Origin of the sequence: Rummeliibacillus sp. NPDC094406, assembly GCF_044763875.1 — a bacterium.
Classification (GTDB): Bacteria; Bacillota; Bacilli; order Bacillales_A; family Planococcaceae; genus Rummeliibacillus.
This window is the reverse complement of the sequence record NZ_JBIWGZ010000003.1, coordinates 511,339-537,893: the sequence shown is the minus strand read 5'-3', so window position 1 is coordinate 537,893 and position 26,555 is coordinate 511,339. Positions and strand designations below refer to the sequence as shown.

Genomic DNA, 26,555 nt, shown 5'->3' with positions numbered 1-26,555 from the left:
AACAAAATAAAAAATGCCTATCCTGTTCATCAGGTATAGGCATTTTTCTTTTTCAGATTGATCTATTCTAAATATTGAAGAAATCTATTTTATTTTACCAATCCATTCAGGGAGCTCTATATTATTGTATTTGTCAGGATGTAAGATTTGTGCTAATTTCAATGCCCCTTCTAACAAGCGAGGGGATGGTCGACAATAGAGCCACTCTTCCATTACATGCAAGCGACTATTTACAATTGCAGACAACTCAGGCCAACCTGGTCTTTTCATAATTAGAGAAGGTTTAACTCGTTCATATTGCACTCCAACCCATGCTAGAAAAATATAATCGGGATTGCGCAAACGAATGTCTTCCCAATCAGTTTGTACACTGGCCAGCTCTACATCTTGAAATAGATTACGACCGCCAGCAATAGCACTAATTTCTGTCAGCCAATTTACATGTCCTGGGGTAAAGATAGGATTTGGCCACCATTCCCAATAACAAGAAGGAAACTCGGTGCAGTCTTTTGCGATTTTTCGCATATGCTTGATAAAATCTTCAAATTGAGAAGCCCTCGTCATACCTTGGTCTGGAATGTGACAGGCTTGTGCCACTACTCTTAGATCCTCTGCAATTTCTGCTAGACTATTGGAATTTAATACGATATGAGGAATACCTCTCCGTTCTAATTCAGCCACATTTTTCTCCATGCCTGGTACACTTAACGAGGCTAAGACTAAATCGGGCTCCAACTTTTCAAGTTGATCCATATCAATTGATAAATCAGGTCCTAATTTAGGCAAATCTGCAATACTAGCAGGCCAATCTGAATAGTCATCAACCGCAATAAGACTTTCTTCAAGTCCTAAATAAGCTACAATTTCAGTATTGCTTGGGCATATAGATATTAGCTTCAACAAGCATTACTCCTCTCTACAAAAAAATCCATAAGTTATGCGTCATTATAACATAACTTATAGATTAGAATTTATTACCAGCGACTCATGCCACCCTTGACATTATATACTTTCTGGAATCCAGCTTTTGCTAAAATACCTGCTGCACGAGAACTACGCATACCACTTTGGCAAATAACAACAATAGCCTTCTCACTGTTTAATGTACTTACTTTGGCTGGCAGTTGATCAAGTGGAATATTTTTAAATTCTGAAATATGACGCGCTTTATATTCTCCAGTTGTACGCACATCAATGAATTGTTTATCTTTACTTTGTAGCATTCCTTTTAAATCTTGTGTTGAAATATTTTTTACACCTTTTGCTGTTTTCGTACGGAAGTAGAAAAAGACGACAACAACAAGTAATATAACTATCCATTCCATTTTTTAGTCTCCATTCATTGATGAAAAGCGTTTAGATTTTTCAATTATTTTCATCGCTGTATTTGGATCATACCCAAGTACCCATTCACCATTAATCAATGTTTGAGGTGCCCCAAGGCGTCCTGTTTGTTGCATTAAATATTGCGCCATATCGGGATTGTGGCGAATATTGATGACCTTGTATTCAATGTTTTGTTCATGCAAGAAATTCTTCATCAATTCACAATACCCGCAATTATCGGTTGAATATACAGTTACATCTAAATCCGTCATATTATTACTCCTTTATAAATGCGTTATAATCCCAGCTACATAAGTGACGCTTTCATAATTTAAAGATTTTATAACACGAGCATCAATTCTGATTAAATATGAATAATTAGCTGATTTTTCTTCAAAAATGATAAGAAATACATGCAACAACTCCTTTTGTATACCCTGTTAGGTATTTATAATATACTACCAGGGGTATATAATTTCAAGGTATTTGTTTTTATTCTATTTTCTTGACAGGATACCTTAAGGGGTATATTATCTAAACAAGTTACACGTTATGTATAATAAGGAGTCAAGGAGTGAAGCAAATGGAATATAACGATCAAATTCGTAATCGCCTGAAACGTATTGAAGGGCAATTAAAAGGTGTTATTCGAATGATTGATGAAGAAAAAGATTGTAAAGCTGTCATTACACAACTCTCCGCTTCACGTTCAGCAATCGATCGTACAATTGGTCTCATTGTCAGCACTAATTTAGTACATTGTATGTCTGATGAGCAACAGTTACAAGATAAGGACAGAGAAACACTTATAAAAGAAGCTGTTGAACTATTAGTGAAAAGTCGATAAGGGAGATAATGTAAAATGAAAAACATTTCGCCAGAAGAAGTATTAAACATGATTGATGAAGGAAAAGAAATCAATATCATCGATGTTCGTCAACCAGAAGAAGTAGCAGCAGGGAAAATAAGCATTGCTCAAAATATTCCATTAGGATTACTTGAATTCCGAATGAACGAATTAGATAAAAATCTTGAGTATATTATGGTTTGCCATGCAGGCGTTCGTAGTGCACAAGCAACGATGTTTTTAGAAGATCAAGGCTATAAAGTGGTCAATATGGATGGCGGCATGTTAGCGTGGGACGGTCCTATAGAATAAAATAAATTAGAAGTGGGGTATGCATAGGGCATACTCCATTTTTAATTTATAGGTGGAGCTATTGTAATGTATCCCTTATTGTTATTCATACCACCTTTATTAGGCTTTGAAGGTTCTCCAATATCTGGATGCACATCATTTCAAGTTTTCTTCTGAACTTTAAGTGGTGTCATCAATGCACTAATAATTTTTTGAGTATATTTCAATTAAAATCTTACCAATCCAAACTGCAAACAAAATCCAAATAATAATAAATAGACTACCAACAAACCAATTCTTTGGTTTTACATTTTGTATTAATTCTTTCACGGTTACCATATTGTCTTCTATAACATGTGGTGGAATCAATTTTAGAGCAATGTATATTCCTAGAGGAACAAGAATAAGGTCATCTAAATACCCTAAAACAGGAATAAAATCAGGAATTAGATCAATTGGGCTAAAGGCATAGGCAACTACACAGATTGCCACAACTTTAGCGTACCACGGAGTTCTTTCGTCTTTGTAAGACAGATAAAGCACAAATAAATGTTGCTTTAATTGTTTTGCATAGTCTTTTAATTTAGATAGTTTAGAACTTTTTTCCATTGAAAAGTCTTCCCCCATTCATAGCAATTATATATCCCTTGATTGATTTTGGAAATATATACACGAATGAATATTTATACTATAAAAAGCCAGGCAGTAATAGCCTGGCTTGATCGTTATATGAAGGGGAGGGTGACCTAGAGCGTAATGGTTACATTTCAAAAAGTCAAAAGAAATAGGAGTATCACTTATCTGCGCATACCATGATGTTTTGGAGGGCAACTAGGGTTATGCGGCATTTCACACATAGTATGGTTTTCAAAGCACTCATTTACCACAGATTCTGTGTGTGGGAAGTAATGTTCATGATTAATCATGTGTCTGTTAACTATGGTTGTATGTGAAGGATGAATGTGTGGTACAACTGTATTGATTACGTTTGTTCTTACGAATTGTCTTGTTGGGGAAACTTGTGGTGGGTCAAATTGTGCAGGGAACATTTGTGGTGGGAAGCGATATGGCATCATTCCATGGCAACCTCCACCACAGTGAGGATGATTCCATTGTCTGTTTTTCATATAATGACCTCCTTTGTAATAAGGGTAATATCATTAATAACATATGAGATTTAAGGAAGGCGGACTAGTTGTGTGCCTATTCTCTTTGAAATATAAACTCATCCCAAAAAAAGCAAATCATTTAAATGAATTATTAATGCCTCTAAAAAGATAAAAGCCCTGCAACCGTTATATAACGGATACAGGGCTTTTGAAAAAATATCCTTTGAAATACTCGAAGACTAACGAGAGTAGAACTCGACGATGAATGCTTCGTTGATTTCAGCAGATAATTCGCTGCGTTCTGGAAGACGTACAAAAGTACCTTCTTTTTTGTCAGCATCTAATGAAAGATATTCTGGTACAAAGTTGTTAACTTCGATAGCTTCAGCTACAACATCAAGGTTTTGAGATTTTTCACGAAGAGAAATCACTTGACCTGGTTTTACGCTGTATGAAGGGATGTCAACGCGTTTGCCATCAACTAAGATATGACCGTGGTTTACTAATTGGCGAGCAGCGCGACGAGTGCGAGCTAAACCAAGACGGTAAACTAGGTTGTCCAAGCGAGTTTCAAGAAGGATCATGAAGTTTTCACCATGAACACCGTTCATTTTACCAGCTTTAACGAATAAGTTGTGGAATTGGCGTTCGTTCATACCAAACATATGACGAAGTTTTTGTTTTTCTTGTAATTGTAAGCCGTACTCAGATAATTTTTTACGTTGAGTTGGGCCGTGTTGTCCTGGAGCGTATGGACGTTTTTCGATTTCTTTACCAGTACCGCTTAAAGAAATGCCTAAACGACGAGATAGTTTCCAAGATGGACCTGTATAACGAGACATTTAGAGTCCCTCCTATTGGTTTTTTATTTGGCATAAAATAAAAACCAGATGTATTTAGCTTAGCAGTCATTTTGTTTTCATGTATGTTCGTTCATGCAGCCGACGAATTACTTATACCCCGTCTACTAATAGTAGAGGAACAAAATGAAACAACAAAACCATACAACCGCTGCGTTTATTTTACACAAGCTACATTTTATCTGTTAGGAGTAATAGTGTCAAGCTAAATTACTTTTTTATTTAATAGGATATGTTATAGAAATATAATTTATAGTAATTTATAATGTGTTTTGTGCCAATTAAAAGAAAAAAACGAAATGTTAATAGTGTAAAAGACTTATTTAGTGTATACTAGAAGTAGTTATAAATATACATATATCGTATCAAAGAAAAAGGTGATGGAACGTTGCGAAGTCTACAAATAATGCAAAATATTAAGTGTCAACTGCTTGATTTGTGGATAGATTGTGCTGAAAAGCCACTTACTGCAAATGAGTATTTGGAACTGTTCAAAGGGATAGTCTTCCAAGAATTTAAAATAGAGAATGTAGAATTTCTAAATTTTGAACATGATATGCTTTATCCACTAACAACGTCCAGCGAAGGCTATTATATATCTAATGGAATTCCTTATGTATCTGTTGCTCCTTATTTCGAAAAAAGACATCAGTCTCCAAATTTACTAGTAGAAAAACTAAAACAATATTTTGAATACGCCGGAGATGTCCTTGTGTTACAAGGGGAGAATAGTCCAATTTTAGGGATTCTTGTACTAGAAGAAACACAAATATGGAAAGCTTTTGCACAAACGCCTTATAAGACGGAATTAGAAAAACTTATATCAGATACAGTTAGGATAATAAAGTCTAATCAAAACAATACTTATGAGAAAAAGTTAAATCGTGAACTATTTGAAATGACTGAGATATTTCATTCTACAATGGATGTCAATCATATACTTGAAGCAATGATTCATGGTGTTAAAAGTATATTCCCTAAGTTTCAATCGAAGTTGATTTTATCGAATGACCAAGACCGTAGACAAATAGAAGATGTATATGTATTTGATTATCTATTAGAACGTCCTTCAACGATCGAAGCATTTGTATCAGGTGAAATGACGATTGAACAAGCAACAGATATAGATCATCGTCTTTTAAATGCACCTATTAAAGGGAAACAGGGTATTTATGGTGTACTTCAAATTTTTGCTCCAACAGATTATTTATTTAGCTCAAGGGAAAAGAAATTTATCCTACATTTGGCGCATACTTCTGGTAATGCGCTCGAAAATGCAAAGCTTTATCATCAGTCTCATCGTTTAGTGTCTGATTTACAGCTTATTAACGAAACGTCACAGAGACTGAATATGCAATTAAATAAAGAAGAAATACTATCATTTCTAATCAAACAATTGAACAAATCGTTTACACCTTCTGAAATTTGTTTCGCGTTGGTTGAAAATAATGAGTATCAAAATGCAAAAGGCACTTCTGCATTTTTCTATGATAATAGTTCGAATATATATAGTAACTATATTGCAAATCATTTTGAAAAATCCGTAGATCCACTATTTGTAGCAGATTTTGATAATTTAGTTGATCAAAAAGTAACATACAATTCTATGATGGCAGTTCCTATAGTAATTAGTGAAAATGTACAAGGATATTGTGCTATCTTACATGAAGAACCTTATTATTTCTCTTTCGATAGCTTTAAGCTTATGCAATCTATTATTCGCCATTCTTCACTAGCTATATCCAATATATTACTAAGAGAACAGTTGCAAGAAATGGTTGATCGTGATCATTTAACAAAGTTGTATGCACGTAAATATTTAGATCGCTATGTTGAAAAATCAATGGAAGATGATGAATTTGGCGCCTTTGTATTATGTGATATTGATAATTTTAAAAAGGTAAATGATACTTTTGGACATCAAACGGGCGACCTAATCTTAAAAACGATTGCAGAACGGTTGCAACAGAATATTCAACATGAAGGAATATGTGCACGTTGGGGTGGAGAGGAAATGGCCATCTATCTGCCAAACAAAGAATTATGCGATACTATTGAAATTGTTAATAGTCTTATAAAAATGATTCCTGAAACAACGGATCCTTCTGTAACTATATCTTCAGGTATTGCGATTTGGAAAAAGGATTCCGATTTAACATATCAAGGATTATTTCAAAATGCGGATGTTGCGTTATATGAAGCAAAAAACAACGGAAAAAATCGTTATTGTCTGTTTTAACAAATGAATGATTAAACAGAAAAACTAATGAATAGAGGTATAATTGCCTGGCATTTTGGTACTTTAGTCAACATATCGACAGTATCTATTAACATTCCCTATTAAATAAAAATGGGTGTCTTCTAAATGTTTTATACACTTAGAAGACATCCATTTTATATTAAAGATGAATATGCTTGGTTAAGATTTCAACAAATTGCTCGAGGCCAATTTGATCTTCTTTAGTAAACCGACCTTTTTCGGGACTATCGATATCAAGTACACCATATAGTCCATCATTTACAACAATCGGTACAACAATTTCAGATTCAGAAGCACTATCACAAGCGATATGCCCTGGAAATGCATTGACGTCATCAACTATAAGTGTTTGCTTCGATTGTGCAGCAGTTCCACAAACGCCTTTTCCAATAGGGATATGTACACATGCAGGCAAACCTTGAAATGGTCCTAATAATAATTCGTTATTCTTAAACAAATAAAATCCACACCAATTGATATTTTCAAGAAATTGATTGAGTAGGGCAGAAGCATTGCTTAAATTGGAAACTGTATCCATTTCTCCTTCAAGTAAAGCATCTAATTGTTTTGCTAATAAATTGTATCCTGCAGCTAAATCATTGCTATAATTCGTTTTTTCAAACATGGTATAACCTCCTTGTTTTAATCAATAGGAAATATTTTATCATAGTACTGATGTAAATCTGCAACTTGATGGGCATCAGAACCGAAAACTAATGGAATATTTAATGATTTTGCATGTTTAATATATGGTAAGGGTGGATAAGATTCTTTGCAATACTTTTTTGCATAGCCCGCACTATTAACATCGAGTTCATTATGGTGATCTGCCATAAGCTGAAGTATTTCTTTAATGTCGGCATCATCATCAATTTGCTCACCATGAGCAAATTGGAATTTATGTATAAGCGTTGGATGCCCGATTCGTTTTGGTTTATACTGACCAAGGTCAGCTAGAATTGATTTTTTCAATGTTGCATAATATAAATCATAAACAGCTTGAACAGAACCCATTTTTTTTGAGAAGGTCAAAAATGTATCATTAGAATAGTCGATACATGTGTATGCATCGTCATATTTTAAGAAATGAACAGATAAAATGGCATCATCAATTTGTGGACCAACAAGGTTTAAAAAGCTAGTTGTTTCAACTTCATATCCAACAATATAATCGATTTCGAACCCTATACGAATTTGTATCTCGTCTTTGTATTGTTCCTTTAATGTATTGAGTTCATCTAAATAAGCTACTAATAGGTGAGGATCCATGCCACTATCTTTTTCAGGAGTTGGATCGACAAAATTGGTAGGTAATGGTGCATGTTCAGTGAAAGTTATATCTTCGAATCCACATTTTATAGCTTTTTTGATATAATTTTCTAAAGAGTCTTTAGTGCCATGTGGACAGTATGGAGTATGAATATGGGCATCACGTTTCAATAAAATCCCTCCAATTATTATAATTTGATTGAATAGTAGATATTTTTAAGAGAAAATCCTCTTAAAGAGTAAACAAAATACCCTAAAACATGGTACTATTAAGTTTAATTAGAAGCTGAAAAACTGATTTTGGGACAGGGGGCTTACGATGAAGTATATCATTCCTACCATCATCGTACTATGTGTAATAATTGCAATTGTCTTTGTTTTTCGTAAAAAACATAAAAATGAAATTCAAAGACTTGACCAAAAGAAACTACAAATTCAAAATAAGCCAGTGCTAGAAGAATTGATGAAAGTAAAGTCATTGAATATGAATGGACAAACTGAAGAAATGTTCGAACGTTGGCGAAATAAATGGACAGAGTTAATGGACATAGAAATGCCAAAAATCGACGTCCTTTTATTTGATGCAGAAGAACAAGTAGATAAATTTCATTTTGGTAAAGCTACAGAGATTGAAAGAGAAATTGAATCTCTAATTACAGAGTACGATCAAGAAATGGTAAAAATTTTAAAAGAATTAGATGAATTGATCGGCAGTGAAGAGAAGAATCGAATTGAAATCGAACAACTTAAAGAACAATATCGTTCGGCTCGTAAAACGTTGTTGGCACATCAATATTCTTATGGACCTGCAGCAGAACCATTAGAAAAACGATTGGAAACATTTAACCCGCAATTCGAGGAATATGATCAATTGACAGAGTCTGGAAATTATTTAAAAGCACGAGAAATCGTAGTGAATTTAAACGATGAAGGTCAAACGATATTTAAGCTAATCAATGAAATCCCGACGTTATTGACCGAAATTCAACATAAAATCCCTTCTGATATTCATGAAATCCGAAATGGGCATCGTGAAATGGAAGACCAATCGTATTTCCTAGTGCATCTTGAAATTTTAGATAAGCTAAATCAAATAGAAGAAAATTTAGCTGAATTTAAACAAAAAATAGCCGAATTAGATATTACTTTAGTGCAACATCGTGTAAATGAAATCAAAGATGAAGTAGAATCATTCTACGATGCACTTGAAAAAGAAGTAATTGGCAAGAAATTCGTTGATGATTATTTTGTTGAAATTGGTGAACAACTTGAAACAGCAATCGAAGCAACTGAAAAAACTGCCAAAGAAACAAATGCTGTGCAAAAAAGCTATCATCTTTCAGAAAAAGAAGCTGAAGTGCCAACAAATTGTAAGCAACAACTACTATCTTTACGCCAAAGATATGAATTATTAGCAGTTGAAGTACAAGAAGAGAAATCTGCTTACTCCAGTATGGAAGAAGCTTTAAAAGAATTAAAAGTATCCATTGAACAATTGTTTGAAGAACAAGATCAATTTGCAGATCGCATGAAAAACTTACGAATAGATGAGAATAAAGCGAGAGCAACATTGGATAATTTGAAAAGATTACTTCATGATACGGAACGAATGCTACATAAAGCCAATTTACCTGGTATACCTGAAGAAATGGATGCGCGATTGGAAGAAGCTGCAGAAAGAATATTCGTCGTGGTCAATAATCTTCAAGAAATACCACTAAATATGGATACGGTTTACAAAAATCTTGAAATTGCAGAAAAGTGCATAGAAGATGTACATAATACAGCGATTGAAATGCTTGAAAATGTTCAATTAATTGAATGTATTATTCAATATGGTAACCGTTACAGAAATTCAAATTCAGCAATGCATCAACGCCTTTTAGAAGCAGAAGATGCATTCCGTGATATGCGTTATACAAAAGCGCTTGAATATGCCGCAACGGCTGTTGAAGCAGTCGAACCAGGTGCCATGAAAAAAATTCAGGTACTTGCCAAAAACGAGGTTTGACGTTCATAATAAGAAAAGCATTAAGCCACCGCACGGTACTGTGCTGGTGGTTTTCTTTTGGAAGGAAGGAGAAACAATGATTTACTTAGATCATAGTGCAACAACTAAACCGGACCCAGCTGTTTTGCAAACATTTATCCAAGCAAGCGAACGCTATTATGCAAATCCAGCATCACTTCATCAAATGGGTGTCGAAGCAAATGCATTATTAACTCGAGCAAGAGAACAAATTGCCGATATTATAAAAACATCTCCAGAGCAAATTATCTTTACATCTGGTGGTTCTGAATCAAATAATTTTGCTATTAAAGGATTAGCAAGAGCAAACAAACATCGAGGTACGAAGATTCTTGTTTCAGCAATTGAACATGCATCCGTACTAGAAAGTGCCAAAGCTTTAGAAAAAGAAGGATTTACCGTTGATATTGTCGATGTAGATGAACACGGCGTTATTTTAATAGAAGACTTAAAGAAAAAACTTACGAAAGATACAGTTGTCGTTAGCATTATGCATGTGAATAATGAAATGGGAGCTGTTCAACCTATAACAGAAATTGCACAAATTGTGCATCAATACAGCCGTGCATTTTATCATATGGATGCTGTACAAAGTTTTGGTAAGATTCCTGTTCAATTTAATGAAGAAAATGGACCGGATGCTATTACGATATCAGGACATAAAATTAATGCATTAAAAGGTTCTGGATTTTTAGCTCTTCGTAAACAAGTGAATATTAATCCAATTATCCATGGCGGCGGACAAGAAATGGGATATCGAAGTGGAACTGTTGCAGTACCACAAGTTGTTGCACTTGCGAAAGCAACTCGTTTAGCAAGTGAAAAACAACCTCAAAAAGCGATGCAATTTAGTAAATGGCGTGATGAATTACACGAATACTTTAAACAATTCCCTTACGTACATGTACTTTCTAGTAGCCAAGGTGCACCACATATTGTTAGTTGTGCCGTTCAAGGCTTAAAAGGGGAAATACTAGTAAATGCTATGCAACACGAAGGGATTATTATTTCGACTTCAAGTGCATGCTCATCGAAAGATCACACAGTTAGTCATGTAATACACGCAATAAAGGTTGATCCATCTTATGAAAAAGGTGTTATTCGTATGAGTCTAGGTGAAGGTATTTGTGAAGCCGACATTGCATTCTTTAAAACAGCTTTTAGCAAAGTGATGCATCAAGTAAAGGAGATGTAACAACATGAAATGGCATGAAATTTTAATTCGCTATGGAGAAATTACAACAAAAGGACGTAACCGTAAATTATTTATCAATCGATTAAAAGAAAATTTACGATATACATTTGCAGATATACCAAACCTTCGTATTCGATCGGAACGTGACCGCATGTATTTAAGTAGTGATGTAGATACTGAAATGGAAGAACTAATTGAACGTTTACCACATATTTTCGGTATTCATTCATTTAGCCCAGTAGCACAATGCGAGCCTACAATTGAAGCAATGAAGGAATTAGCTGTTGAAATTGTAAAAGGTATGGATTATCAAGGAAAAACATTTAAAGTCAATGCAAAAAGATCCTTCAAAAAATTTCCTATGGACACATATGAACTTCAACAAACTCTAGGTAGTCATGTATTGGGCTCACTTCCAGGAATGACAGTTCAAATGAAGGAACCTGATATTGAGTTACGTGTAGAAGTTCGTGAAAAAGCTGTTTACATGATGGTTGACGTCATTGCAGGTGCAGGCGGTTTACCAATCGGTTCTAACGGTAAAGCATTATTACTTCTATCTGGTGGGATCGATAGCCCAGTAGCAGCTTATTATATGATGAAACGTGGCGTAAGAGTAGAAGCAATCCATTTCTTCAGCCCACCATTTACAAGTGATCAATCATTAGGTAAAGTAAAGGAACTTTGCGAAAAAATTAGCCGATTCGGTGGCAATATTCGCCTACATGTTATACCTTTTACTGAAATCCAACAAAAAATTCAAAGTAGTGTTCCAGAAAACGTAACAATGACTTCAACACGACGGATGATGATGAAAGTAGCCGATGTTGTCCGTAAAGAAATCGATGCAAAAGCAATTGTTACAGGTGAAAATTTAGGGCAAGTCGCTAGCCAAACATTAGAAAGCTTAGCTGCGATTAATGATGTAACAACTACACCTATCTTGCGCCCGTTAATTACTTTTGATAAATTAGAAATTATTGAAGTAGCTCAAAAAATTGGTACTTATGAAATTTCAATTCGTCCATTTGAAGATTGTTGTACAGTTTTCACACCAGCAAATCCAAAAACAAAACCACGAGTTGAAAAAATGAATTATTACGAAAGTTTCACTGATTTTGATGAGATGATTGAAAGAGCAGTAAAAAACCGTGAAACTCATTCATTCCCGAAAAAGAAAACAGATGAATTTCTAGATTTACTCTAATAGAAGAATATATTTCCTGAGATTATTGTTGTATGTTTTTTTTCCTCCCGCACATTCTATATGCACAAGGAGGTGATTCACATGGCAAACAACAACTCAGGAAGTTCTAATCAATTAGAAGTTCGAGGTGCAAAACAGGCAATTGACCAAATGAAGTACGAAATCGCACAAGAATTTGGTGTACAGCTAGGCGCAGATGCATCAGCGCGTGCTAACGGATCCGTTGGCGGAGAAATCACTAAGCGCTTAGTTGCAATGGCTGAACAACAGCTGAATGGTTATTCAAAATAAAAAATCTTGAGTATTTAGTATACTCATAAGTAGTAAAAAAAACCGAGGGAAAATTCAAAATGAATTCTTCCTCGGTTTTTCATTTGAATATCAATTTCATAAATCCCGGTCCTTTTTTAAGTTTATTAAAAAGGACATTTCAATATTCGCTTTTCCATATTCAAATTAATTTGGATGTTCCGCTACAGACGGCGCTTTCCACAGGCTTAGCTTGAAAATCCCCGTCACAACGTTGAGGGAACTGAAGAACGAATTTATCTGAAGTGGATTGGAATCATTAAATGTTCGTATATTTTTTATGGATTTTGCATTAACTTTGAAAACTTATCTTTTGGTTAACAACTATTTATCTCCATAAATAATTTATTTTAAACTTGAGTGTATGATTTTTTCTCTTCGGCACATTCTATATGTACAAAGGAGGTGATACACATGGCAAACAACAACTCAGGAAGTTCAAACCAACTTGAAGTACGAGGCGCTAAACAAGCAGTAGACCAAATGAAGTACGAAATTGCACAAGAATTTGGTGTAAGCCTTGGCGCAGATGCATCAGCGCGTGCTAACGGATCCGTTGGCGGAGAAATTACAAAGCGTTTAGTTGCAATGGCCCAACAACAAATGAGTGGGTATAAAGGACAATAACTGAATATAGAAAATACTAAACGCTACACAGCCGGGGAAGAATAAAAAAATTCTTCCTCGGTTTTTTTATAGAGGTAGAATTAGGAAGATTATAAAATATCGTTAAACAAAAACTAAATTAAAAACTAATTAAAAGCAAATTAAGTCTTAGTACCAGATACTAAGAATTGATATTGGCATTTGGTTGTAATCTAGAAAAACATTCGATATAATTAATCTGCTATTCCAATTCGTTATTCAAGGGGGATTTTTTATGAAACGAGAGGATTTAATTGCACCTGAAGATTACAACCTAGTGGAAGAAATTGAACAATTTGCAAAAAATCCAGAAAAACTAGCTATTCTTTTTGAAAATGATCTTGGCAGCACAGATTCCATCACATATGACGGTTTAATAAGAAGAGCCAACCAAGTGGCAAATGTTTTTGCAAATCATGGTTTGCAAAAAGGAGATGTGGTACTAATAATGGTGCCACGTTTAATCGATGCCTATATTACATATGTTGCGGCATTAAAAGCAGGCTTAGTTGTAATTCCAAGTTCTGAAATGTTAAGAGCAAAGGAAATTGACTATCGTTTAGTGCATAGTAATGCAAAAGCCGTAATTGCATACGAGCCATTTATTGACCAATTTGATCAAGTGCAGCATTTAAAGGATGTGCAACAATACGTAATTGGACAAGCACATACACCTTGGATTCCAATGATTCAAGAAGCAGAAAAAGAGTCAGAAGAATTTGAAAATGCTAAAACTAAAAGTGAAGACATGGCTTTCTTATCTTATACAAGTGGTACCACCGGAAATCCAAAAGGCGTTGTTCATACTCATGGTTGGGCATTTGCCCACTTAAAAACTGCAGCAGCTCATTGGCTAGGAATCCATGAAGGAGATGTCGTTTGGGCCACAGCAAGCCCAGGTTGGCAAAAATGGATTTGGAGCCCTTTCCTATCAGTTCTAGGGAGTGGAGCAACTGGATTTGTTTATAATGGCAGATTCCATGCAGATAAATATTTATCACTACTCGAAAAATACAAAGTTCAAGTATTATGCTGTACACCAACTGAATATCGAGTTATGGCAAAAGTTGATCACTTAGCAAATTATGACTTATCAGCTTTGCATAGTGCTGTATCAGCTGGTGAACCGTTAAACCAAGAAGTAATTAACATTTTCAAACGTGCATTTAATCTTGATGTTAGAGACGGTTATGGTCAAACAGAAAATACACTACTTATTGGTAATTTAAAGGGAGTACCAACAAAACCAGGTGCAATGGGAAAACCTACACCAGGTAATGTTGTTGATGTAATTGATGAAGACGGACAACCATGTCCAGCTGGAATAGTTGGAGATATTGCTGTTCATCGTTCTACACCAGCATTATTTAAAGAATATTTAAATGATCCTGAACGCACTGCAAGACAATTCCGTGGAGATTATTATGTAACGGGAGATCGCGCAAAAAAAGATGAGGATGGTTATTTCTTCTTTGAAGGTAGAAATGATGATATCATTATTAGCTCTGGCTATACAATTGGACCATTTGAAGTAGAAGATGCGCTTGTAAAACATCCTGAAGTTCAGGAATGTGCAGTTATTGCAAGCCCTCATGAAGTTCGTGGTAATATCGTAAAGGCCTTCATTGTTTTAAAAGATGCTTCCAAAGCATCGGAAGAATTAGTGAAGGAATTACAAGATCATACTAAGAATCTAACAGCTCCTTATAAATATCCGCGAGAAATTGAGTTTGTTAAGGAATTACCAAAAACATCCTCAGGCAAAATTCGTAGAATTGAATTACGAGAGCTTGAAAATAATAAACAACATATTTAACCGAAATTCTCGATAGGGCTGCCATCAAATGGCGGTCTTTTCTTTTTTAGTGACATTTACTTTCTTTGGTTAAAAAATTATAATAGTAGGAATGGTTGCAAAAGAAAAAGAGGTGAATTCTTTGCATAATGAAAAAAAAGGAATTTTTGCATCTGTAGGAGCATATTTGTTATGGGGACTCTTTCCACTCTATTGGAAAGTGATTCAGCATGTTTCGAGTGAAGAGATATTGGCCAGTCGTGTAATTTGGTCATTTATATTAACATTGATTTTTGTCTTGCTATTGAAACAAGGTAAAACATTAATATCAGATTTCAAAGAATTATGGCATCACAAAAAATCATTTTGGTCATTATTCTTTGCTGCGTATTTAGTTTCATTGAACTGGTTTATTTACATATGGGCAGTAAATCATGATCATATCGTCCAAACAAGTCTAGGATATTATATGAATCCGATTATTTCTGTTCTTTTAGGGATTATTTTCTTAAAAGAAAGATTATCTAAATCACAAATCGCTGCATTTGTACTTGCTGCAATTGGTGTAACTATCCTATTTGTTTCATATGGACAGATACCATGGGTTGCAATTGGTTTAGCATTAAGCTTTGGTATTTATGGTTTATTGAAGAAACAGATTGTAATAGATGCAACTAGAGGTTTAGTAATCGAAACAATGTTTATTTTTCCAGTCGCTTTAATCTATTATGTATATCTTTATTTCCAGGGAAATATGTCGTTTTTACATGTCGATATGAAAACTAATTTGTTTTTAATTGGCACTGGTATCGTAACAGCAATACCACTTATTTTATTTGCAACTGGTGCTCAAAATATTCCGTTGTATTTAGTTGGTTTTATTCAATATATTTCCCCAACAATGACTCTTCTTTTAGGGGTTATTGTTTACCATGAATCATTTGGTGGAACTGAATTAGTATCGTTCTCATTCATATGGCTTGCTTTAGTAGTTTTTTCTATTTCTACTATTGCAGAAGTAAGAAAATCACATAGAATTCATCAAAAAGCATGAAACATTTAAAGTTTCGAATCGTATATGTAATAGAAGAACAAAAGGAGGATAAACAATGACATCAAAACGATGGCTTGCATTAGGAATTGCGGCACTGTTATTTGTCGTGTCTACCATTGTGAGTATAGCATGGTCATTTGCCAAATTAGATTTTAAGAGGAGTATTGATTCTGCGATTAATGTGAGCAGTACATACGATAAAACTGTGATTGGAACTGGAAATCCTGCAAAGAAAATCGCTGTATTAACTGTTAACGGCACAATCCAAGACACAGGAGATTCAACATCTTTATTTAGCAGTGAAACATATAATCATCAATTTTTTATGAAACAATTAGATGATATATTAGATGACCACCAAGTAAAAGGGGTACTTTTAAAAGTAAATTCACCTGGTGGAGGTACCAATGAGTCCAAACAAATCTATGAAAAAATTAAGCAAATTAAAAAGGAACGAAATATCCCAATCTACGTTTCAATGGGATCAATGGCTGCTTCAGGTGGTTACTATATATCTGCACCAGCCGATAAAATCTTTGCTGATGAAGAAACGATCACCGGATCAATTGGTGTTATTATGCAAGGAATGGATTATAGTAAATTAGCGAAAAAATACGGAATAGAATTTAACACGATTAAGACAGGTCCGTACAAAGATATCATGAGTGGTTCACGAGGAATGACGGATGCAGACCGAAAACTTCTACAAGATATGGTGAATGATTCATATAATCGTTTCGTTAAAGTAGTTGCCGATGGACGTAATATGTCTGTCAAAGAAGTAAAAGCTATTGCGGATGGTCGTATTATGAATGGATCACAAGCGGTGGACGCAGGCTTAGTTGATAAGTTGGGCTATAGTGAAGATGCACTTGCAGCTCTTAAAAAGGACAACAATCTTGAAGGTGCAGAAGTATATGAATATACATCATCACAAGATTGGACATCGCTGTTCTCTTCTAAAGTGAATACATTACTAGGTGGTTCGGCTGAAAAAGAAGCAATAAGTAAATTGTTATTAAAAAATAGTGCACCACGTATGATGTACTTGTATGGTGAAGAATAAGGAGGGATTAGGACTATGTCAGAAGCAATTGATGTCAGAACACTAAGCCCAGAGCCGATACAAGTAAAAAAGGTTATGGATTATCACTTGAAATCGGCAGGATTTTGGATTAGATTTTGGGCATATATGATTGACTTAATCGTTATTTCATCCTTAACCGCAATTACAGTAAAACCACTATTTTTCTTTACAGGGTGGGAAGATATTAAGATTATGTACCTCGCACCTTATGGCTTTGCTACAGGTATCATTTTTTATAGCTATTTTGTTATTATGACGAAAATCTGGGGGCAAACTGTAGGCAAGATGGCACTTGGTATTCGAGTTATTTCAGAGAATGAGCAACCATTAACATGGGGAACTGTACTCTTCCGTGAATGGATAGGCCGATTTATTTCAGTTACAATTAAACTTCTGTATATTATTGTAGCATTTACACCGAAACATAAAGCGATACATGATTATATTGCAGATACCAAAGTTGTTCATGAAGGAACTTTTGAAAAAACAGAAAAAGTGATTACAATTGAAACTACTGAAAATCAGAAGTTACGAGAAAACATGGAAAATAAATCAATAACTAGAGACCCAAATGATGACGAGCCTTCACAGTTGCAAGAGCCAGAAAGATTCGAGTAATATAATAAACGAGGAGGCGTTGAAATGGTACAAGTAACATTTATTAACAACCCAGTAACATTAGTAGGACCAGAAATTAAAGTAGGTGACAAAGCACCTGAGTTTACAGTATTGTCAACAAGTCTAGAAGAAAAACACTTATCAGATTTTGCAGGTAAAACTGTCTTAATCAGTGTAGTTCCATCATTAGATACAGGTGTATGTGATGCACAAACTCGTCGCTTTAACGAAGAAGCAACAGGTTTAGGTGAAGATGTAGTCATTTTAACTATCTCTTGCGACCTTCCATTCGCTCAAAAGCGTTGGTGTGGCGCGAATGGTATCGAAAATATTTATACTTTATCAGATCATCGCAATTTATCATTTGGGGATGCATATGGTGTACATATGCAAGAATTACGACTACTTGCTCGTTCAATTTTTGTTGTTGATCAAGATGGCAAAATCTCTTATGTTGAATATGTATCCGAAGGTACACAGCACCCAGATTATGACAGTGCATTAGAAGCTGTAAAATCTCTTACAAAATAAGCACGAATAACCAATAATCCAATGGGAAACCCACTCGAACCTGAAGAGTGGGTTTCCGTTTTGAAGGAGAACAAAATGGAAAACATTGAAAAGTTATTTTCTTTTATAGATGAATATGCAGAAAACATAGCAAAAGAACATGATTTAACTTACTTAGATAGTGTTCTAGAAACTTTAAATACATGGTTAGATGGTGAAGTAAAACCAGTAGGATTTGAACCTTCTAAAGAAGAAATCAGAAAAGCAATCCAACTTACCCTTTTAAAAGGGATGCGACAAAGCTCACAACCAAATCATCAAATGACCCCCGATTCACTCGGCTTATTACTAGGTTATTTTGTTGAACAATTTTATGGAAAAGAGTTTAAATCAAATAATAAAATGATTGTACTCGATCCAGCGCTTGGAACAGGGAATTTACTGTTAACTGTGATGAATTTAGTAGGAGATAAAATTGAAGGTGTCGGAGTTGAAATTGATGAGTTACTAATTCAAATTGCAGCAGCATCAGCAGAATTAGAAAAACAACCTATTGCACTATATCGACAAGACGCACTAGAAAACCTAATGATTGACCCTGTAGATGCTGTTATTTGTGATTTACCAGTTGGCTATTATCCAAACGATGAAATTGCGAAAGAATATGAAGTAAAAGCACAAGATGGAATGACTTACGCTCATCATTTATTTATTGAACAATCTCTAAAATACGTAAAAGATGGAGGCTATCTTTTCTTCCTCGTTCCAGATCATATTTTTGAATCGGAACAATCCTCATTATTAAATAAATTAATCACACAGAAAGCTTGGATACAAGCTGTTATTCAATTACCGGATGAACTGTTCTCAAACAAAGCTCATGCGAAAAGCTTATTCATCGTACAGAAGAAAAATGAAACAGATAAACCAGTAAAAGAAGTACTTCTTGCAAAAGTTCCAAATATGAAAAATATGAAAGCTTTAGAATTATTCTTTGCAAAAGTGCAAAAATGGAAAAAAGAACAAAAGGGATAGTAAAAGCGGAGGACTCTCGTTCAGCTGAATAAAAACAAAAAAGCTTACAGAACATTAACATGCTCTGTAAGCTTTTTGCAATTAAAAGCGAACAAATTATTCTTTAACTGAATCTGTACGAACAACAAGAACATCACATTTTGCAGAACGTACAATACTTTCAGAGACACTACCGATTAAGAATCTTTCAACAGCATTAAGACCAGTAGCACCACAGATAATTAGATCTGCTTCAACTTTCTTAGAGACATCTTTTGTGATAATCGTTTTAGGTGAACCATATTCGATTAATACATTCACGTTTTTAACGCCTGCAGCTTCAGCTTCTTTTTTGTACCCTTCTAGTAATTCTTCAGCAAACTCTTGTGCACGTTCTTGAATTGAACGATCATAAGCTTCAATTGCAGCAAAAGAACGAGTATCAATAATGTTAACTAAGTTAAGAGTTGATTCATTACGATTTGCTACTGCAATTGCTTTTTTGAACGCGTATTCTGCCTCTTTTGAACCATCGACTGCCACAACGATGTTGTTATAAGTTAATGCCATAATAGATTCCTCCCTTTTATGTCTCTATTATAACATTCTTCATTTATAAAAAAATCCCTTTACTTCCATGTTCGAAAATTTGTAAAAAAGTCTATGAGACTAATAAAATAGAGGGTTTGCGCACATTATTTAGCTAAAATAATTTCCAACGTTTTGATAGTGTTATCTAAAAAAATATAATTTTCTAAATAGTTAACAAAAACATTCTAAAATCTGATACAATGGACTTGTTTTTATGTAAAGTGTAAATATATACATAAAAAACATACAATTGCTTTTTTATAATGAGGAGGATGGGGTATGAAGATCGGTGTTCCAAAGGAGATTAAAAACAACGAAAATCGTGTAGCGATGACACCAGCCGGTGTAGTGAGCCTAACAGTGTTTGGGCACGAAGTATTTATTGAGACAGGTGCTGGTCTTGGTTCGGGCTTTACAGATGAAGATTACAAAGCTTCAGGTGCTCATATTGTTGCAACAGCAGGTGAAGCTTGGCAACAAGAAATGGTGATGAAAGTGAAAGAACCAATTTCTTCAGAGTTTGATTATTTTTACGAAGGACAAATTCTATTCACTTATTTACATTTAGCTCCTGAGCCTGAATTAACTCAAGCTTTGCTGGATAAAAAAGTAGTAGCAATTGCTTATGAAACAGTACAATTACCAAACCGTTCATTACCATTATTAACACCAATGAGTGAAGTAGCAGGTCGTATGTCTACACAGATTGGTGCACAATATTTAGAAAGACAAGAAGGCGGTAAAGGAATTTTACTTGGTGGCGTGTCAGGGGTACCACGTGCTAAGGTAACAATTATCGGTGGTGGCATGGCAGGTGCTAATGCAGCAAAAGTTGCAATTGGCATGGGTGCTGAAGTTACGATTATTGATTTAAGCAATGAACGTTTACGTCAATTAGATGATCAATTTGGCAATGATGTACAAACATTAATGTCCAATCCATATAATATCGCTGAATCAGTGAAACACTCTGATTTAGTGATCGGTGCAGTGTTAATTCCAGGAGCAAAAGCACCAAAATTAGTTACTGAAGAAATGATTAAATCAATGTCTCCAGGCTCTGTAGTTGTAGATATTGCGATCGATCAAGGCGGTATTTTTGAAACTTCAGATCGTATTACAACTCACGATGACCCGACCTATATCAAACATGGTGTTGTCCACTATGCAGTTGCAAATATGCCAGGTGCTGTACCTCGTACATCAACGATCGCATTAACAAATAATACAGTACCATACGCAGTAGAAATTGCGAATAAAGGTTATAGACGAGCATGCTTAACTAATGAAGCTTTGAAAAAAGGCCTAAATACGTTAGAAGGAAATGTTACATTCGAAGCTGTAGCAGAAGCATTGGATTATCCATACGTATCAGCAGATAGTCTTTTATAAAGCCAGCAGATGTAGCTAGAGAAAAAATAATTACGTAGACCTCTCAAATTTTGAGAGGTCTATTTTTGCACCTTTTCGTTAAAAACTAGCATATTCATTTGAAAAGTAATAGAGTTTTTATTTGCTCTCGTTTTGAGCCTTACTCTCGTTCTCTCACCAATTACTCTCGACTTTTAATATTGTATTAACGTTTGATACATTTCGTGTCCCTGGATTTTACAAATAACGAAACGTTCTCCTTATTTGCTTATATTGCAGATGCAATGGATAGATAAAATCTATTCGAATTATGGAGCACCAATAAATAAAAAACCCCCAACCAATCTATCTGGTTGGGGGTATAAACTAATCTACTTATTTTGGTTCGATAATTTGTAGTTCCTTAGGGAAGCTTGTTAGTACTTCTACGCCAGTAGCAGTCACATAAACATCGTCTTCTATGCGAACGCCGGCTGTTTCATGTTTGTAGATACCAGGTTCGATAGTGAAGACCATGCCTTCTTTCATCGCAATCTCGTTAGCACCATGTACAGATGGGAATTCATGTACTGAGATTCCAAGACCATGACCCAGACGGTGAGTGAAGTATTCGCCGTAGCCAGCTTCACTGATGACATCGCGAGCAACTTTATCTAAATCCATAGCGCGTACACCTGGTTTTACTGCTGCAATAGCAGATTCGTTGGCATTTTTAACAGCTTCGTAAACAGCTTTTTGCGCTTCAGAAGGTTCACCAAATGCTACTGTACGAGTAATGTCAGAGCAGTAACCTTCGTATACAACGCCTAGATCGAATAGTACTAAATCGCCTTTTTGAATTTTTTGAGTTCCTGGAGTACCGTGTGGAGAAGCGGCATTTAATCCAGTTAGGACAATTGTGTCGAATGACATATAAACGCCTTTTTCTTTCATTGCAGATTCAATAGCAGATAATACTTCAATTTCAGTTTTACCTTCTGCTAATTCGTTGCAACCAACTTCAATAGCATAGTCAGCTAATCTAGCTGCTTCACGTAATTTCTCTAATTCATCTTCAGATTTTACTAAACGCATATTATTTAATTGTTCGTCTAGGCCAACCAATGTTGTAGTTGGGTAAAAGCCTTGCAGTGCTTCTAAACGTTCAACTGTTAAGTGAGTTTTTTCGATTGCAATTGTGTTTAATTGAACACCACGAGATTTTGCAGTGTTATGGAAAATTTCCCATGCATTTTCAGTATCGTCATGTCCTACTGTTTCGAACGACCAGCCTGCAGCTTTTGCATCAGGAACTTCCATTTTAGGGCAAATCATAAAAGGTTCTGCCTCTTTAAATACCATTACGCCAAGTAGACGCTCATGAGGATCACTGTTGAAACCTGAAAGATAGAACACATTATCAGGTGTTGTAATGAATGCAGCATCGATATTTTTTTCTTGTAAATAGTTTTGGATTAATTGTACTTTGTTCATGAGTATCCTCCTTAGAAATTCAGAGCTATTGAATAATGATAATAAATAAATCTTTCATTTAAGTAACTCTTTTCAACTATAGTCTAACAAAAAAGAGGAAAATAAGTAACAATAACGAATAGAAATGATGAAACGATATATTGAAAGGATGGGTACAACATGCAAATTTCTTATCATGGGCACTCAATTGTAAAAGTTGAAACGGATGGTTATACGATTTTGTTTGATCCTTTTATTACAGGTAATAGTCTGACAGATTTAAAAGTTGATGAGCAAAAACCGGATGTTATTTTGTTGACACATGGTCATAACGATCATGTTGGGGATACTGTGGAAATTGCTAAACAATCTGGAGCGCTCGTTGTAGCACCTAATGAATTAGCCGTATACCTTTCATGGCAAGGTATTGAAACGCATCCAATGCATATTGGCGGTGCGCATCAATTTGACTTTGGTAAAGTAAAACTAACACAAGCTTTTCACGGTTCATCTTATATAACTGATGACCAACAAATTATTTATACAGGTATGCCTTCAGGGATATTACTATTTGTAGAAGGAAAAACCATTTATCACGCTGGAGATACGGCACTATTTAGCGATATGAAGCTAATAGGGGAAAATCATCCAATTGATGTAGCATTCCTACCAATAGGAGATAACTTTACAATGGGTTTAGAAGATGCAAATAGAGCAGCGCAATTTTTGAAGCCGAAAGAAATTGTGCCAATCCATTACAATACATTCCCTGCCATCGAACAAGACCCACAAGAATTTGCTGAAATGGTCTCTACAACTTCTGTTCGTGTGATGAACCCTGGAGATAAATTTTACATTTAATTGGAATAGTTGCAAGAATTTTTATTTGCAATGTCAAAATACTAAAGAAAATGGATGAAATATGTTACACTTAAGCCAGAATGATGTTGGGAAATAGGTGATTTTTTGGCTACAAAACATGAAAAGATTCTTCAATTTATTGAATCATTACCAGTAGGCGACAAAATTTCAGTGCGTCAAATTGCAAAAGAAATGTCTGTTAGTGAAGGAACAGCTTATCGTGCGATTAAAGAAGCTGAAACAAGACGTTTAGTTAGTACTATTGAACGCGTAGGTACCATTCGTATTGAGAAGAAGAAAAAAGAAAATATTGAACGACTTACATTTGCAGAAATTGTTAATATAGTTGATGGTCAAGTATTAGGTGGTAAAGGCGGTCTTCATAAAACATTGACGAAATTCGTTATTGGAGCAATGAAGCTTGAAGATATGATGCGCTATACCGATGCAGGTAGTCTATTAATCGTTGGAAATCGTGAACGTACACATGAATATGCACTTAAAGAAGGAGCTGCAGTATTGATTACAGGCGGTTTCGATACAACAGAAGAAACAAAGAAATTAGCGGACAAATTAGAGCTCCCTATTATATCGACAAGTTATGATACGTTTACAGTTGCAACGATGATTAACCGCGCTATTTATGACCAATTGATTAAAAAAGAAATCTTGTTAATCGAAGATATAGTGATTCCAATTAAAAACACATCTTATTTAAAATCAACGGACACAGTTAGAGATTATAACTTGCTCAATTCTGAAACTACACATGGTGGTTACCCAGTAGTTGATAAACACGGGAAAATTGTTGGGATTGTCACTTCACGTGACTTAATTGGAAAACAAGATAGCGATCAAATTGACCGTTTGATGACACGAAATCCAATTACAGTAACGATGAAAACAAGTGTTGCAACAGCAGGTCATCGAATGATTTGGGAAGGTATTGATCTATTACCTGTTGCAAATGACCATGGAATACTTCAAGGAGTTGTTAGTCGTCAAGATGTACTTAAAGCATTGCAAATGGCCCAAAGACAACCACAACATGGTGAAACAATTGATGATTTAGTGAAAAATGAAATGTCAATGAATTTATCAGAAGACGAAATCCTTGTTAACTTCTCTGTAACGCCTCAAATGACGAATCAATTTGGTGCTATTTCATATGGGGCATTCACGACTCTAGTAGTCGAATCAGGTTCCTTCACATTGAAAAAAGTAAAACGCGGCGAAAGTGTTTTGGAGAATATGTCCATTTACTTTATCAAACCAATTCAAATGGAAACTTTAGTTACAGTAAAACCACGAATACTAGATATGAGTCGTAAGTTCGCCAAAATGGACTTTGAAGTATTTAGTGAAGATATGTTAGTGGGGAAAGCGATGGCTACATTCCAATTACTAGAACGTTAATAGGCAATACATGCAAACACTAAAAAAGTGATGCACAATATTGTGCATCACTTTTTGTTCAATTCTTCTTCTTCTTCAATATACTGACCATAGTGGCGAACGCGTTTATTATAATTGATACAAGCAAATACCCCAAATACAATCATGATTGCGCAAACTACATATGTAAGAACAGTATGATATAAAATAATTTGGTTCATCCCGAACAGGATCAAAAGGATACCAAGTGCAATGCCTGCACGGTTAGCGTACCATTTTTTACGAATTGGTAAGTCTGTGCGGAATTGCTTGGTTTTAAAATATAAGTAAAACACAAATGTAATAACTATAAAAAATGCTAAAATAATATTTAAGATATTACTCATGGTGTTCCTCCTAAAAAGCAAATCTGTCTTTATTTTAACGAAATTGGTAAAAAAAAGATAGTCGAAAAGTAAGGAGGCATTACTATTAGTATGAATAAACGAATCATTGGAGGGTTTTTCTTGAAAAAAGATATTATTGAAACGATTGCAACAAACGATACGATTATCTTACATCGCCATGTGCGTCCAGACCCTGATGCTTACGGTTCACAATTGGGATTGCAAGCAATTTTAAAAACAACTTATCCAGAAAAAAAGATTTATGCAGTTGGTGAGCATGACTTAGCATTTGACTATTTAGGTCACCCTGAAAGTATTGCTGATGATGTTTTTGAAAATGCATTGGTTATTTGTACGGATACAGCAAATACAGAACGAGTAGACGACCAACGATATAACAAGGGTAAATTTTTGATCAAAATAGATCATCATCCAAATGATGATGCTTATGGTGATTTAATATGGGTAAATACAGCTGCAAGTTCATGCAGTGAAATGATTTACGAATTATTTAAAGAAGGTCAAGAAACAGCCGGATGGAAAATGGATACGACAGCTGCAAGACTACTATTTGCAGGAATTGTTGGTGATACAGGTCGTTTTATCTATCCAAGTACAACTGAAACTACATTCAATGTAGTAGGAGAACTTATTCAGTATGATTTTGATCGTACAGCTCTATTCAATAGCATGTATGAGCTAGACCGTTCTCTATTACATTTACAAGGTTACATTTATCAAAATTTCTCTATTGATGAAAATGGAGCAGCTTTTATTAAATTATCTATCAATATTTTAGAAGAATTTGGTGTTACAGCGAGTGATACTTCAGCTTTAGTAGGATCACTTGGAGATGTCAAAGGGATTAAAGCTTGGGTTATGTTCGTAGAGGAAGAAGATCAAATCCGCGTTCGTTTACGTTCTAAAGGACCAGTGATTAATACTGTAGCAAAACAATATCGTGGTGGTGGTCACCCAATGGCTTCAGGCGCTAAAATTTTTGATTGGACTGAAGCAGAAGAATTGATTGGTAAAATACAAGCGCTTTGTAAAGAAGCCTAGAAAAGAAAGGAA

Annotated in this window: 29 protein-coding genes; 18 read left to right on the top strand and 11 right to left on the bottom strand. The window is 34.9% G+C overall.

Annotated features, from left to right (window positions below; genetic code table 11):
* Positions 1–84 precede the first annotated feature (84 nt).
* From ACIQ4I_RS10985 to ACIQ4I_RS10975, 3 genes are all read right to left on the bottom strand, one after another.
* Entirely contained in the window at positions 85–900 is an 816-nt protein-coding gene (locus ACIQ4I_RS10985; protein ID WP_403096013.1) for a cobalamin-binding protein, read from the bottom strand.
* Between the two features lie 74 nt (positions 901–974).
* Positions 975–1,325: a rhodanese-like domain-containing protein gene (locus tag ACIQ4I_RS10980; protein WP_403096012.1), complete on the bottom strand. Its 351-nt coding sequence runs from the start codon at positions 1,323–1,325 to the stop codon at positions 975–977.
* A 3-nt stretch (positions 1,326–1,328) separates the two neighbouring features.
* Positions 1,329–1,598 carry a glutaredoxin family protein gene (locus tag ACIQ4I_RS10975; protein WP_403096011.1) on the bottom strand — a complete coding sequence of 90 codons (270 nt, stop codon included), beginning with the start codon at positions 1,596–1,598 and terminating at the stop codon, positions 1,329–1,331.
* Between the two features lie 311 nt (positions 1,599–1,909).
* On the opposite strand from ACIQ4I_RS10975, the gene ACIQ4I_RS10970 reads away from it, so the two are divergent.
* Together ACIQ4I_RS10970 and ACIQ4I_RS10965 are read left to right on the top strand one after the other, a co-directional pair.
* Complete coding sequence (locus ACIQ4I_RS10970; protein ID WP_403096010.1) at positions 1,910–2,173, top strand: metal-sensitive transcriptional regulator; 264 nt, start codon at positions 1,910–1,912, stop codon at positions 2,171–2,173.
* A gap of 15 nt (positions 2,174–2,188) precedes the next feature.
* Positions 2,189–2,485 carry a rhodanese-like domain-containing protein gene (locus ACIQ4I_RS10965; RefSeq protein ID WP_403096009.1) on the top strand — a complete coding sequence of 99 codons (297 nt, stop codon included), beginning with the start codon at positions 2,189–2,191 and terminating at the stop codon, positions 2,483–2,485.
* Between the two features lie 180 nt (positions 2,486–2,665).
* On the opposite strand, the gene ACIQ4I_RS10960 is transcribed toward ACIQ4I_RS10965, so the two are convergent.
* The 3 genes from ACIQ4I_RS10960 to rpsD form a co-directional block, all read right to left on the bottom strand.
* The gene (locus ACIQ4I_RS10960; protein WP_403096008.1) at positions 2,666–3,073 is read right to left on the bottom strand and encodes a YkvA family protein; all 408 of its coding nucleotides are present in this window, start codon (positions 3,071–3,073) and stop codon (positions 2,666–2,668) included.
* Positions 3,074–3,261: 188 nt separating this feature from the next.
* Positions 3,262–3,591 carry a CotD family spore coat protein gene (locus tag ACIQ4I_RS10955; RefSeq protein WP_403096007.1) on the bottom strand — a complete coding sequence of 110 codons (330 nt, stop codon included), beginning with the start codon at positions 3,589–3,591 and terminating at the stop codon, positions 3,262–3,264.
* Between the two features lie 221 nt (positions 3,592–3,812).
* Entirely contained in the window at positions 3,813–4,415 is a 603-nt protein-coding gene (gene rpsD / locus ACIQ4I_RS10950) for a 30S ribosomal protein S4 (protein WP_403096006.1), read from the bottom strand.
* Between the two features lie 424 nt (positions 4,416–4,839).
* Between rpsD and ACIQ4I_RS10945 the strand changes: the two genes are divergently transcribed.
* Positions 4,840–6,672 (top strand): diguanylate cyclase domain-containing protein, encoded by a 1,833-nt coding sequence (locus ACIQ4I_RS10945; RefSeq protein ID WP_403096005.1) that lies wholly within the window; start codon positions 4,840–4,842, stop codon positions 6,670–6,672.
* Positions 6,673–6,832: 160 nt separating this feature from the next.
* Here the strand turns inward: ACIQ4I_RS10945 and ACIQ4I_RS10940 are convergent, their stop codons facing one another.
* A complete protein-coding gene (locus ACIQ4I_RS10940) occupies positions 6,833–7,318 on the bottom strand; it encodes a GAF domain-containing protein (protein ID WP_403096004.1) in 486 nt (161 codons plus the stop codon).
* A 17-nt stretch (positions 7,319–7,335) separates the two neighbouring features.
* Entirely contained in the window at positions 7,336–8,133 is a 798-nt protein-coding gene (gene hisJ / locus ACIQ4I_RS10935; RefSeq protein WP_403096003.1) for a histidinol-phosphatase HisJ, read from the bottom strand.
* A gap of 148 nt (positions 8,134–8,281) precedes the next feature.
* Here hisJ and ezrA point away from each other — a divergent pair, with 148 nt between their 5' ends.
* The 11 genes from ezrA (at position 8,282) to ACIQ4I_RS10880 (ending at position 19,446) form a co-directional block, all read left to right on the top strand.
* Positions 8,282–9,973, top strand: coding sequence for a septation ring formation regulator EzrA (gene ezrA, locus ACIQ4I_RS10930; RefSeq protein WP_403096002.1), 1,692 nt, complete (start codon positions 8,282–8,284; stop codon positions 9,971–9,973).
* A 76-nt stretch (positions 9,974–10,049) separates the two neighbouring features.
* A complete protein-coding gene (locus ACIQ4I_RS10925; protein WP_403096001.1) occupies positions 10,050–11,186 on the top strand; it encodes a cysteine desulfurase family protein in 1,137 nt (378 codons plus the stop codon).
* A gap of 4 nt (positions 11,187–11,190) precedes the next feature.
* A complete protein-coding gene (gene thiI, locus ACIQ4I_RS10920; protein ID WP_403096000.1) occupies positions 11,191–12,393 on the top strand; it encodes a tRNA uracil 4-sulfurtransferase ThiI in 1,203 nt (400 codons plus the stop codon).
* An 81-nt stretch (positions 12,394–12,474) separates the two neighbouring features.
* Positions 12,475–12,684: an alpha/beta-type small acid-soluble spore protein gene (locus ACIQ4I_RS10915; RefSeq protein WP_397539618.1), complete on the top strand. Its 210-nt coding sequence runs from the start codon at positions 12,475–12,477 to the stop codon at positions 12,682–12,684.
* 432 nt (positions 12,685–13,116) lie between these two features.
* A complete protein-coding gene (locus ACIQ4I_RS10910) occupies positions 13,117–13,329 on the top strand; it encodes an alpha/beta-type small acid-soluble spore protein (RefSeq protein WP_403095999.1) in 213 nt (70 codons plus the stop codon).
* A gap of 253 nt (positions 13,330–13,582) precedes the next feature.
* Positions 13,583–15,163: an acyl-CoA synthetase MbcS gene (gene mbcS, locus ACIQ4I_RS10905; protein WP_403095998.1), complete on the top strand. Its 1,581-nt coding sequence runs from the start codon at positions 13,583–13,585 to the stop codon at positions 15,161–15,163.
* A 121-nt stretch (positions 15,164–15,284) separates the two neighbouring features.
* Positions 15,285–16,196: an EamA family transporter RarD gene (gene rarD, locus ACIQ4I_RS10900; protein WP_403095997.1), complete on the top strand. Its 912-nt coding sequence runs from the start codon at positions 15,285–15,287 to the stop codon at positions 16,194–16,196.
* A gap of 55 nt (positions 16,197–16,251) precedes the next feature.
* Positions 16,252–17,262 (top strand): signal peptide peptidase SppA, encoded by a 1,011-nt coding sequence (sppA, locus tag ACIQ4I_RS10895; RefSeq protein ID WP_403095996.1) that lies wholly within the window; start codon positions 16,252–16,254, stop codon positions 17,260–17,262.
* 15 nt (positions 17,263–17,277) lie between these two features.
* Positions 17,278–17,901 (top strand): RDD family protein, encoded by a 624-nt coding sequence (locus tag ACIQ4I_RS10890; protein ID WP_403095995.1) that lies wholly within the window; start codon positions 17,278–17,280, stop codon positions 17,899–17,901.
* A gap of 24 nt (positions 17,902–17,925) precedes the next feature.
* Positions 17,926–18,432: a thiol peroxidase gene (gene tpx / locus ACIQ4I_RS10885; protein ID WP_403095994.1), complete on the top strand. Its 507-nt coding sequence runs from the start codon at positions 17,926–17,928 to the stop codon at positions 18,430–18,432.
* Between the two features lie 75 nt (positions 18,433–18,507).
* On the top strand, positions 18,508–19,446 hold the full coding sequence (locus ACIQ4I_RS10880; RefSeq protein WP_403095993.1) for a class I SAM-dependent methyltransferase: 939 nt from the start codon (positions 18,508–18,510) through the stop codon (positions 19,444–19,446).
* Between the two features lie 96 nt (positions 19,447–19,542).
* Here the strand turns inward: ACIQ4I_RS10880 and ACIQ4I_RS10875 are convergent, their stop codons facing one another.
* Positions 19,543–19,995 (bottom strand): universal stress protein, encoded by a 453-nt coding sequence (locus ACIQ4I_RS10875; protein ID WP_403095992.1) that lies wholly within the window; start codon positions 19,993–19,995, stop codon positions 19,543–19,545.
* A 300-nt stretch (positions 19,996–20,295) separates the two neighbouring features.
* Between ACIQ4I_RS10875 and ald the strand changes: the two genes are divergently transcribed.
* Positions 20,296–21,408: an alanine dehydrogenase gene (ald, locus tag ACIQ4I_RS10870; RefSeq protein ID WP_403095991.1), complete on the top strand. Its 1,113-nt coding sequence runs from the start codon at positions 20,296–20,298 to the stop codon at positions 21,406–21,408.
* Between the two features lie 354 nt (positions 21,409–21,762).
* On the opposite strand, the gene ACIQ4I_RS10865 is transcribed toward ald, so the two are convergent.
* Entirely contained in the window at positions 21,763–22,860 is a 1,098-nt protein-coding gene (locus tag ACIQ4I_RS10865; RefSeq protein WP_403095990.1) for a M24 family metallopeptidase, read from the bottom strand.
* 159 nt (positions 22,861–23,019) lie between these two features.
* On the opposite strand from ACIQ4I_RS10865, the gene ACIQ4I_RS10860 reads away from it, so the two are divergent.
* Both ACIQ4I_RS10860 and ACIQ4I_RS10855 read left to right on the top strand, forming a co-directional pair.
* Positions 23,020–23,700, top strand: a complete 681-nt coding sequence (locus ACIQ4I_RS10860) for a metal-dependent hydrolase (protein WP_403095989.1) — start codon at positions 23,020–23,022, stop codon at positions 23,698–23,700.
* 105 nt (positions 23,701–23,805) lie between these two features.
* A complete protein-coding gene (locus ACIQ4I_RS10855; protein ID WP_403095988.1) occupies positions 23,806–25,116 on the top strand; it encodes a DRTGG domain-containing protein in 1,311 nt (436 codons plus the stop codon).
* 47 nt (positions 25,117–25,163) lie between these two features.
* On the opposite strand, the gene ACIQ4I_RS10850 is transcribed toward ACIQ4I_RS10855, so the two are convergent.
* Positions 25,164–25,481, bottom strand: a complete 318-nt coding sequence (locus tag ACIQ4I_RS10850) for a YtpI family protein (protein WP_403095987.1) — start codon at positions 25,479–25,481, stop codon at positions 25,164–25,166.
* Between the two features lie 120 nt (positions 25,482–25,601).
* On the opposite strand from ACIQ4I_RS10850, the gene ACIQ4I_RS10845 reads away from it, so the two are divergent.
* Positions 25,602–26,543, top strand: a complete 942-nt coding sequence (locus tag ACIQ4I_RS10845) for a DHH family phosphoesterase (protein ID WP_403095986.1) — start codon at positions 25,602–25,604, stop codon at positions 26,541–26,543.
* The last annotated feature ends 12 nt before the right edge of the window (positions 26,544–26,555 follow it).

What these genes read in the sequence shown, in the direction of transcription:
- ACIQ4I_RS10980 (WP_403096012.1), bottom strand. Translation starts at nt 1,325, where the DNA reads ATGGAATGGATAGTTATATTACTTGTTGTTGTCGTCTTTTTCTACTTC.
- ACIQ4I_RS10975 (WP_403096011.1), bottom strand. Translation starts at nt 1,598, where the DNA reads ATGACGGATTTAGATGTAACTGTATATTCAACCGATAATTGCGGGTAT.
- ACIQ4I_RS10970 (WP_403096010.1), top strand. Translation starts at nt 1,910, where the DNA reads ATGGAATATAACGATCAAATTCGTAATCGCCTGAAACGTATTGAAGGG.
- ACIQ4I_RS10965 (WP_403096009.1), top strand. Translation starts at nt 2,189, where the DNA reads ATGAAAAACATTTCGCCAGAAGAAGTATTAAACATGATTGATGAAGGA.
- ACIQ4I_RS10960 (WP_403096008.1), bottom strand. Translation starts at nt 3,073, where the DNA reads ATGGAAAAAAGTTCTAAACTATCTAAATTAAAAGACTATGCAAAACAA.
- ACIQ4I_RS10955 (WP_403096007.1), bottom strand. Translation starts at nt 3,591, where the DNA reads ATGAAAAACAGACAATGGAATCATCCTCACTGTGGTGGAGGTTGCCAT.
- rpsD (WP_403096006.1), bottom strand. Translation starts at nt 4,415, where the DNA reads ATGTCTCGTTATACAGGTCCATCTTGGAAACTATCTCGTCGTTTAGGC.
- ACIQ4I_RS10945 (WP_403096005.1), top strand. Translation starts at nt 4,840, where the DNA reads ATGCAAAATATTAAGTGTCAACTGCTTGATTTGTGGATAGATTGTGCT.
- ACIQ4I_RS10940 (WP_403096004.1), bottom strand. Translation starts at nt 7,318, where the DNA reads ATGTTTGAAAAAACGAATTATAGCAATGATTTAGCTGCAGGATACAAT.
- ezrA (WP_403096002.1), top strand. Translation starts at nt 8,282, where the DNA reads ATGAAGTATATCATTCCTACCATCATCGTACTATGTGTAATAATTGCA.
- ACIQ4I_RS10925 (WP_403096001.1), top strand. Translation starts at nt 10,050, where the DNA reads ATGATTTACTTAGATCATAGTGCAACAACTAAACCGGACCCAGCTGTT.
- thiI (WP_403096000.1), top strand. Translation starts at nt 11,191, where the DNA reads ATGAAATGGCATGAAATTTTAATTCGCTATGGAGAAATTACAACAAAA.
- ACIQ4I_RS10915 (WP_397539618.1), top strand. Translation starts at nt 12,475, where the DNA reads ATGGCAAACAACAACTCAGGAAGTTCTAATCAATTAGAAGTTCGAGGT.
- ACIQ4I_RS10910 (WP_403095999.1), top strand. Translation starts at nt 13,117, where the DNA reads ATGGCAAACAACAACTCAGGAAGTTCAAACCAACTTGAAGTACGAGGC.
- mbcS (WP_403095998.1), top strand. Translation starts at nt 13,583, where the DNA reads ATGAAACGAGAGGATTTAATTGCACCTGAAGATTACAACCTAGTGGAA.
- sppA (WP_403095996.1), top strand. Translation starts at nt 16,252, where the DNA reads ATGACATCAAAACGATGGCTTGCATTAGGAATTGCGGCACTGTTATTT.
- ACIQ4I_RS10890 (WP_403095995.1), top strand. Translation starts at nt 17,278, where the DNA reads ATGTCAGAAGCAATTGATGTCAGAACACTAAGCCCAGAGCCGATACAA.
- tpx (WP_403095994.1), top strand. Translation starts at nt 17,926, where the DNA reads ATGGTACAAGTAACATTTATTAACAACCCAGTAACATTAGTAGGACCA.
- ACIQ4I_RS10880 (WP_403095993.1), top strand. Translation starts at nt 18,508, where the DNA reads ATGGAAAACATTGAAAAGTTATTTTCTTTTATAGATGAATATGCAGAA.
- ACIQ4I_RS10875 (WP_403095992.1), bottom strand. Translation starts at nt 19,995, where the DNA reads ATGGCATTAACTTATAACAACATCGTTGTGGCAGTCGATGGTTCAAAA.
- ald (WP_403095991.1), top strand. Translation starts at nt 20,296, where the DNA reads ATGAAGATCGGTGTTCCAAAGGAGATTAAAAACAACGAAAATCGTGTA.
- ACIQ4I_RS10865 (WP_403095990.1), bottom strand. Translation starts at nt 22,860, where the DNA reads ATGAACAAAGTACAATTAATCCAAAACTATTTACAAGAAAAAAATATC.
- ACIQ4I_RS10860 (WP_403095989.1), top strand. Translation starts at nt 23,020, where the DNA reads ATGCAAATTTCTTATCATGGGCACTCAATTGTAAAAGTTGAAACGGAT.
- ACIQ4I_RS10850 (WP_403095987.1), bottom strand. Translation starts at nt 25,481, where the DNA reads ATGAGTAATATCTTAAATATTATTTTAGCATTTTTTATAGTTATTACA.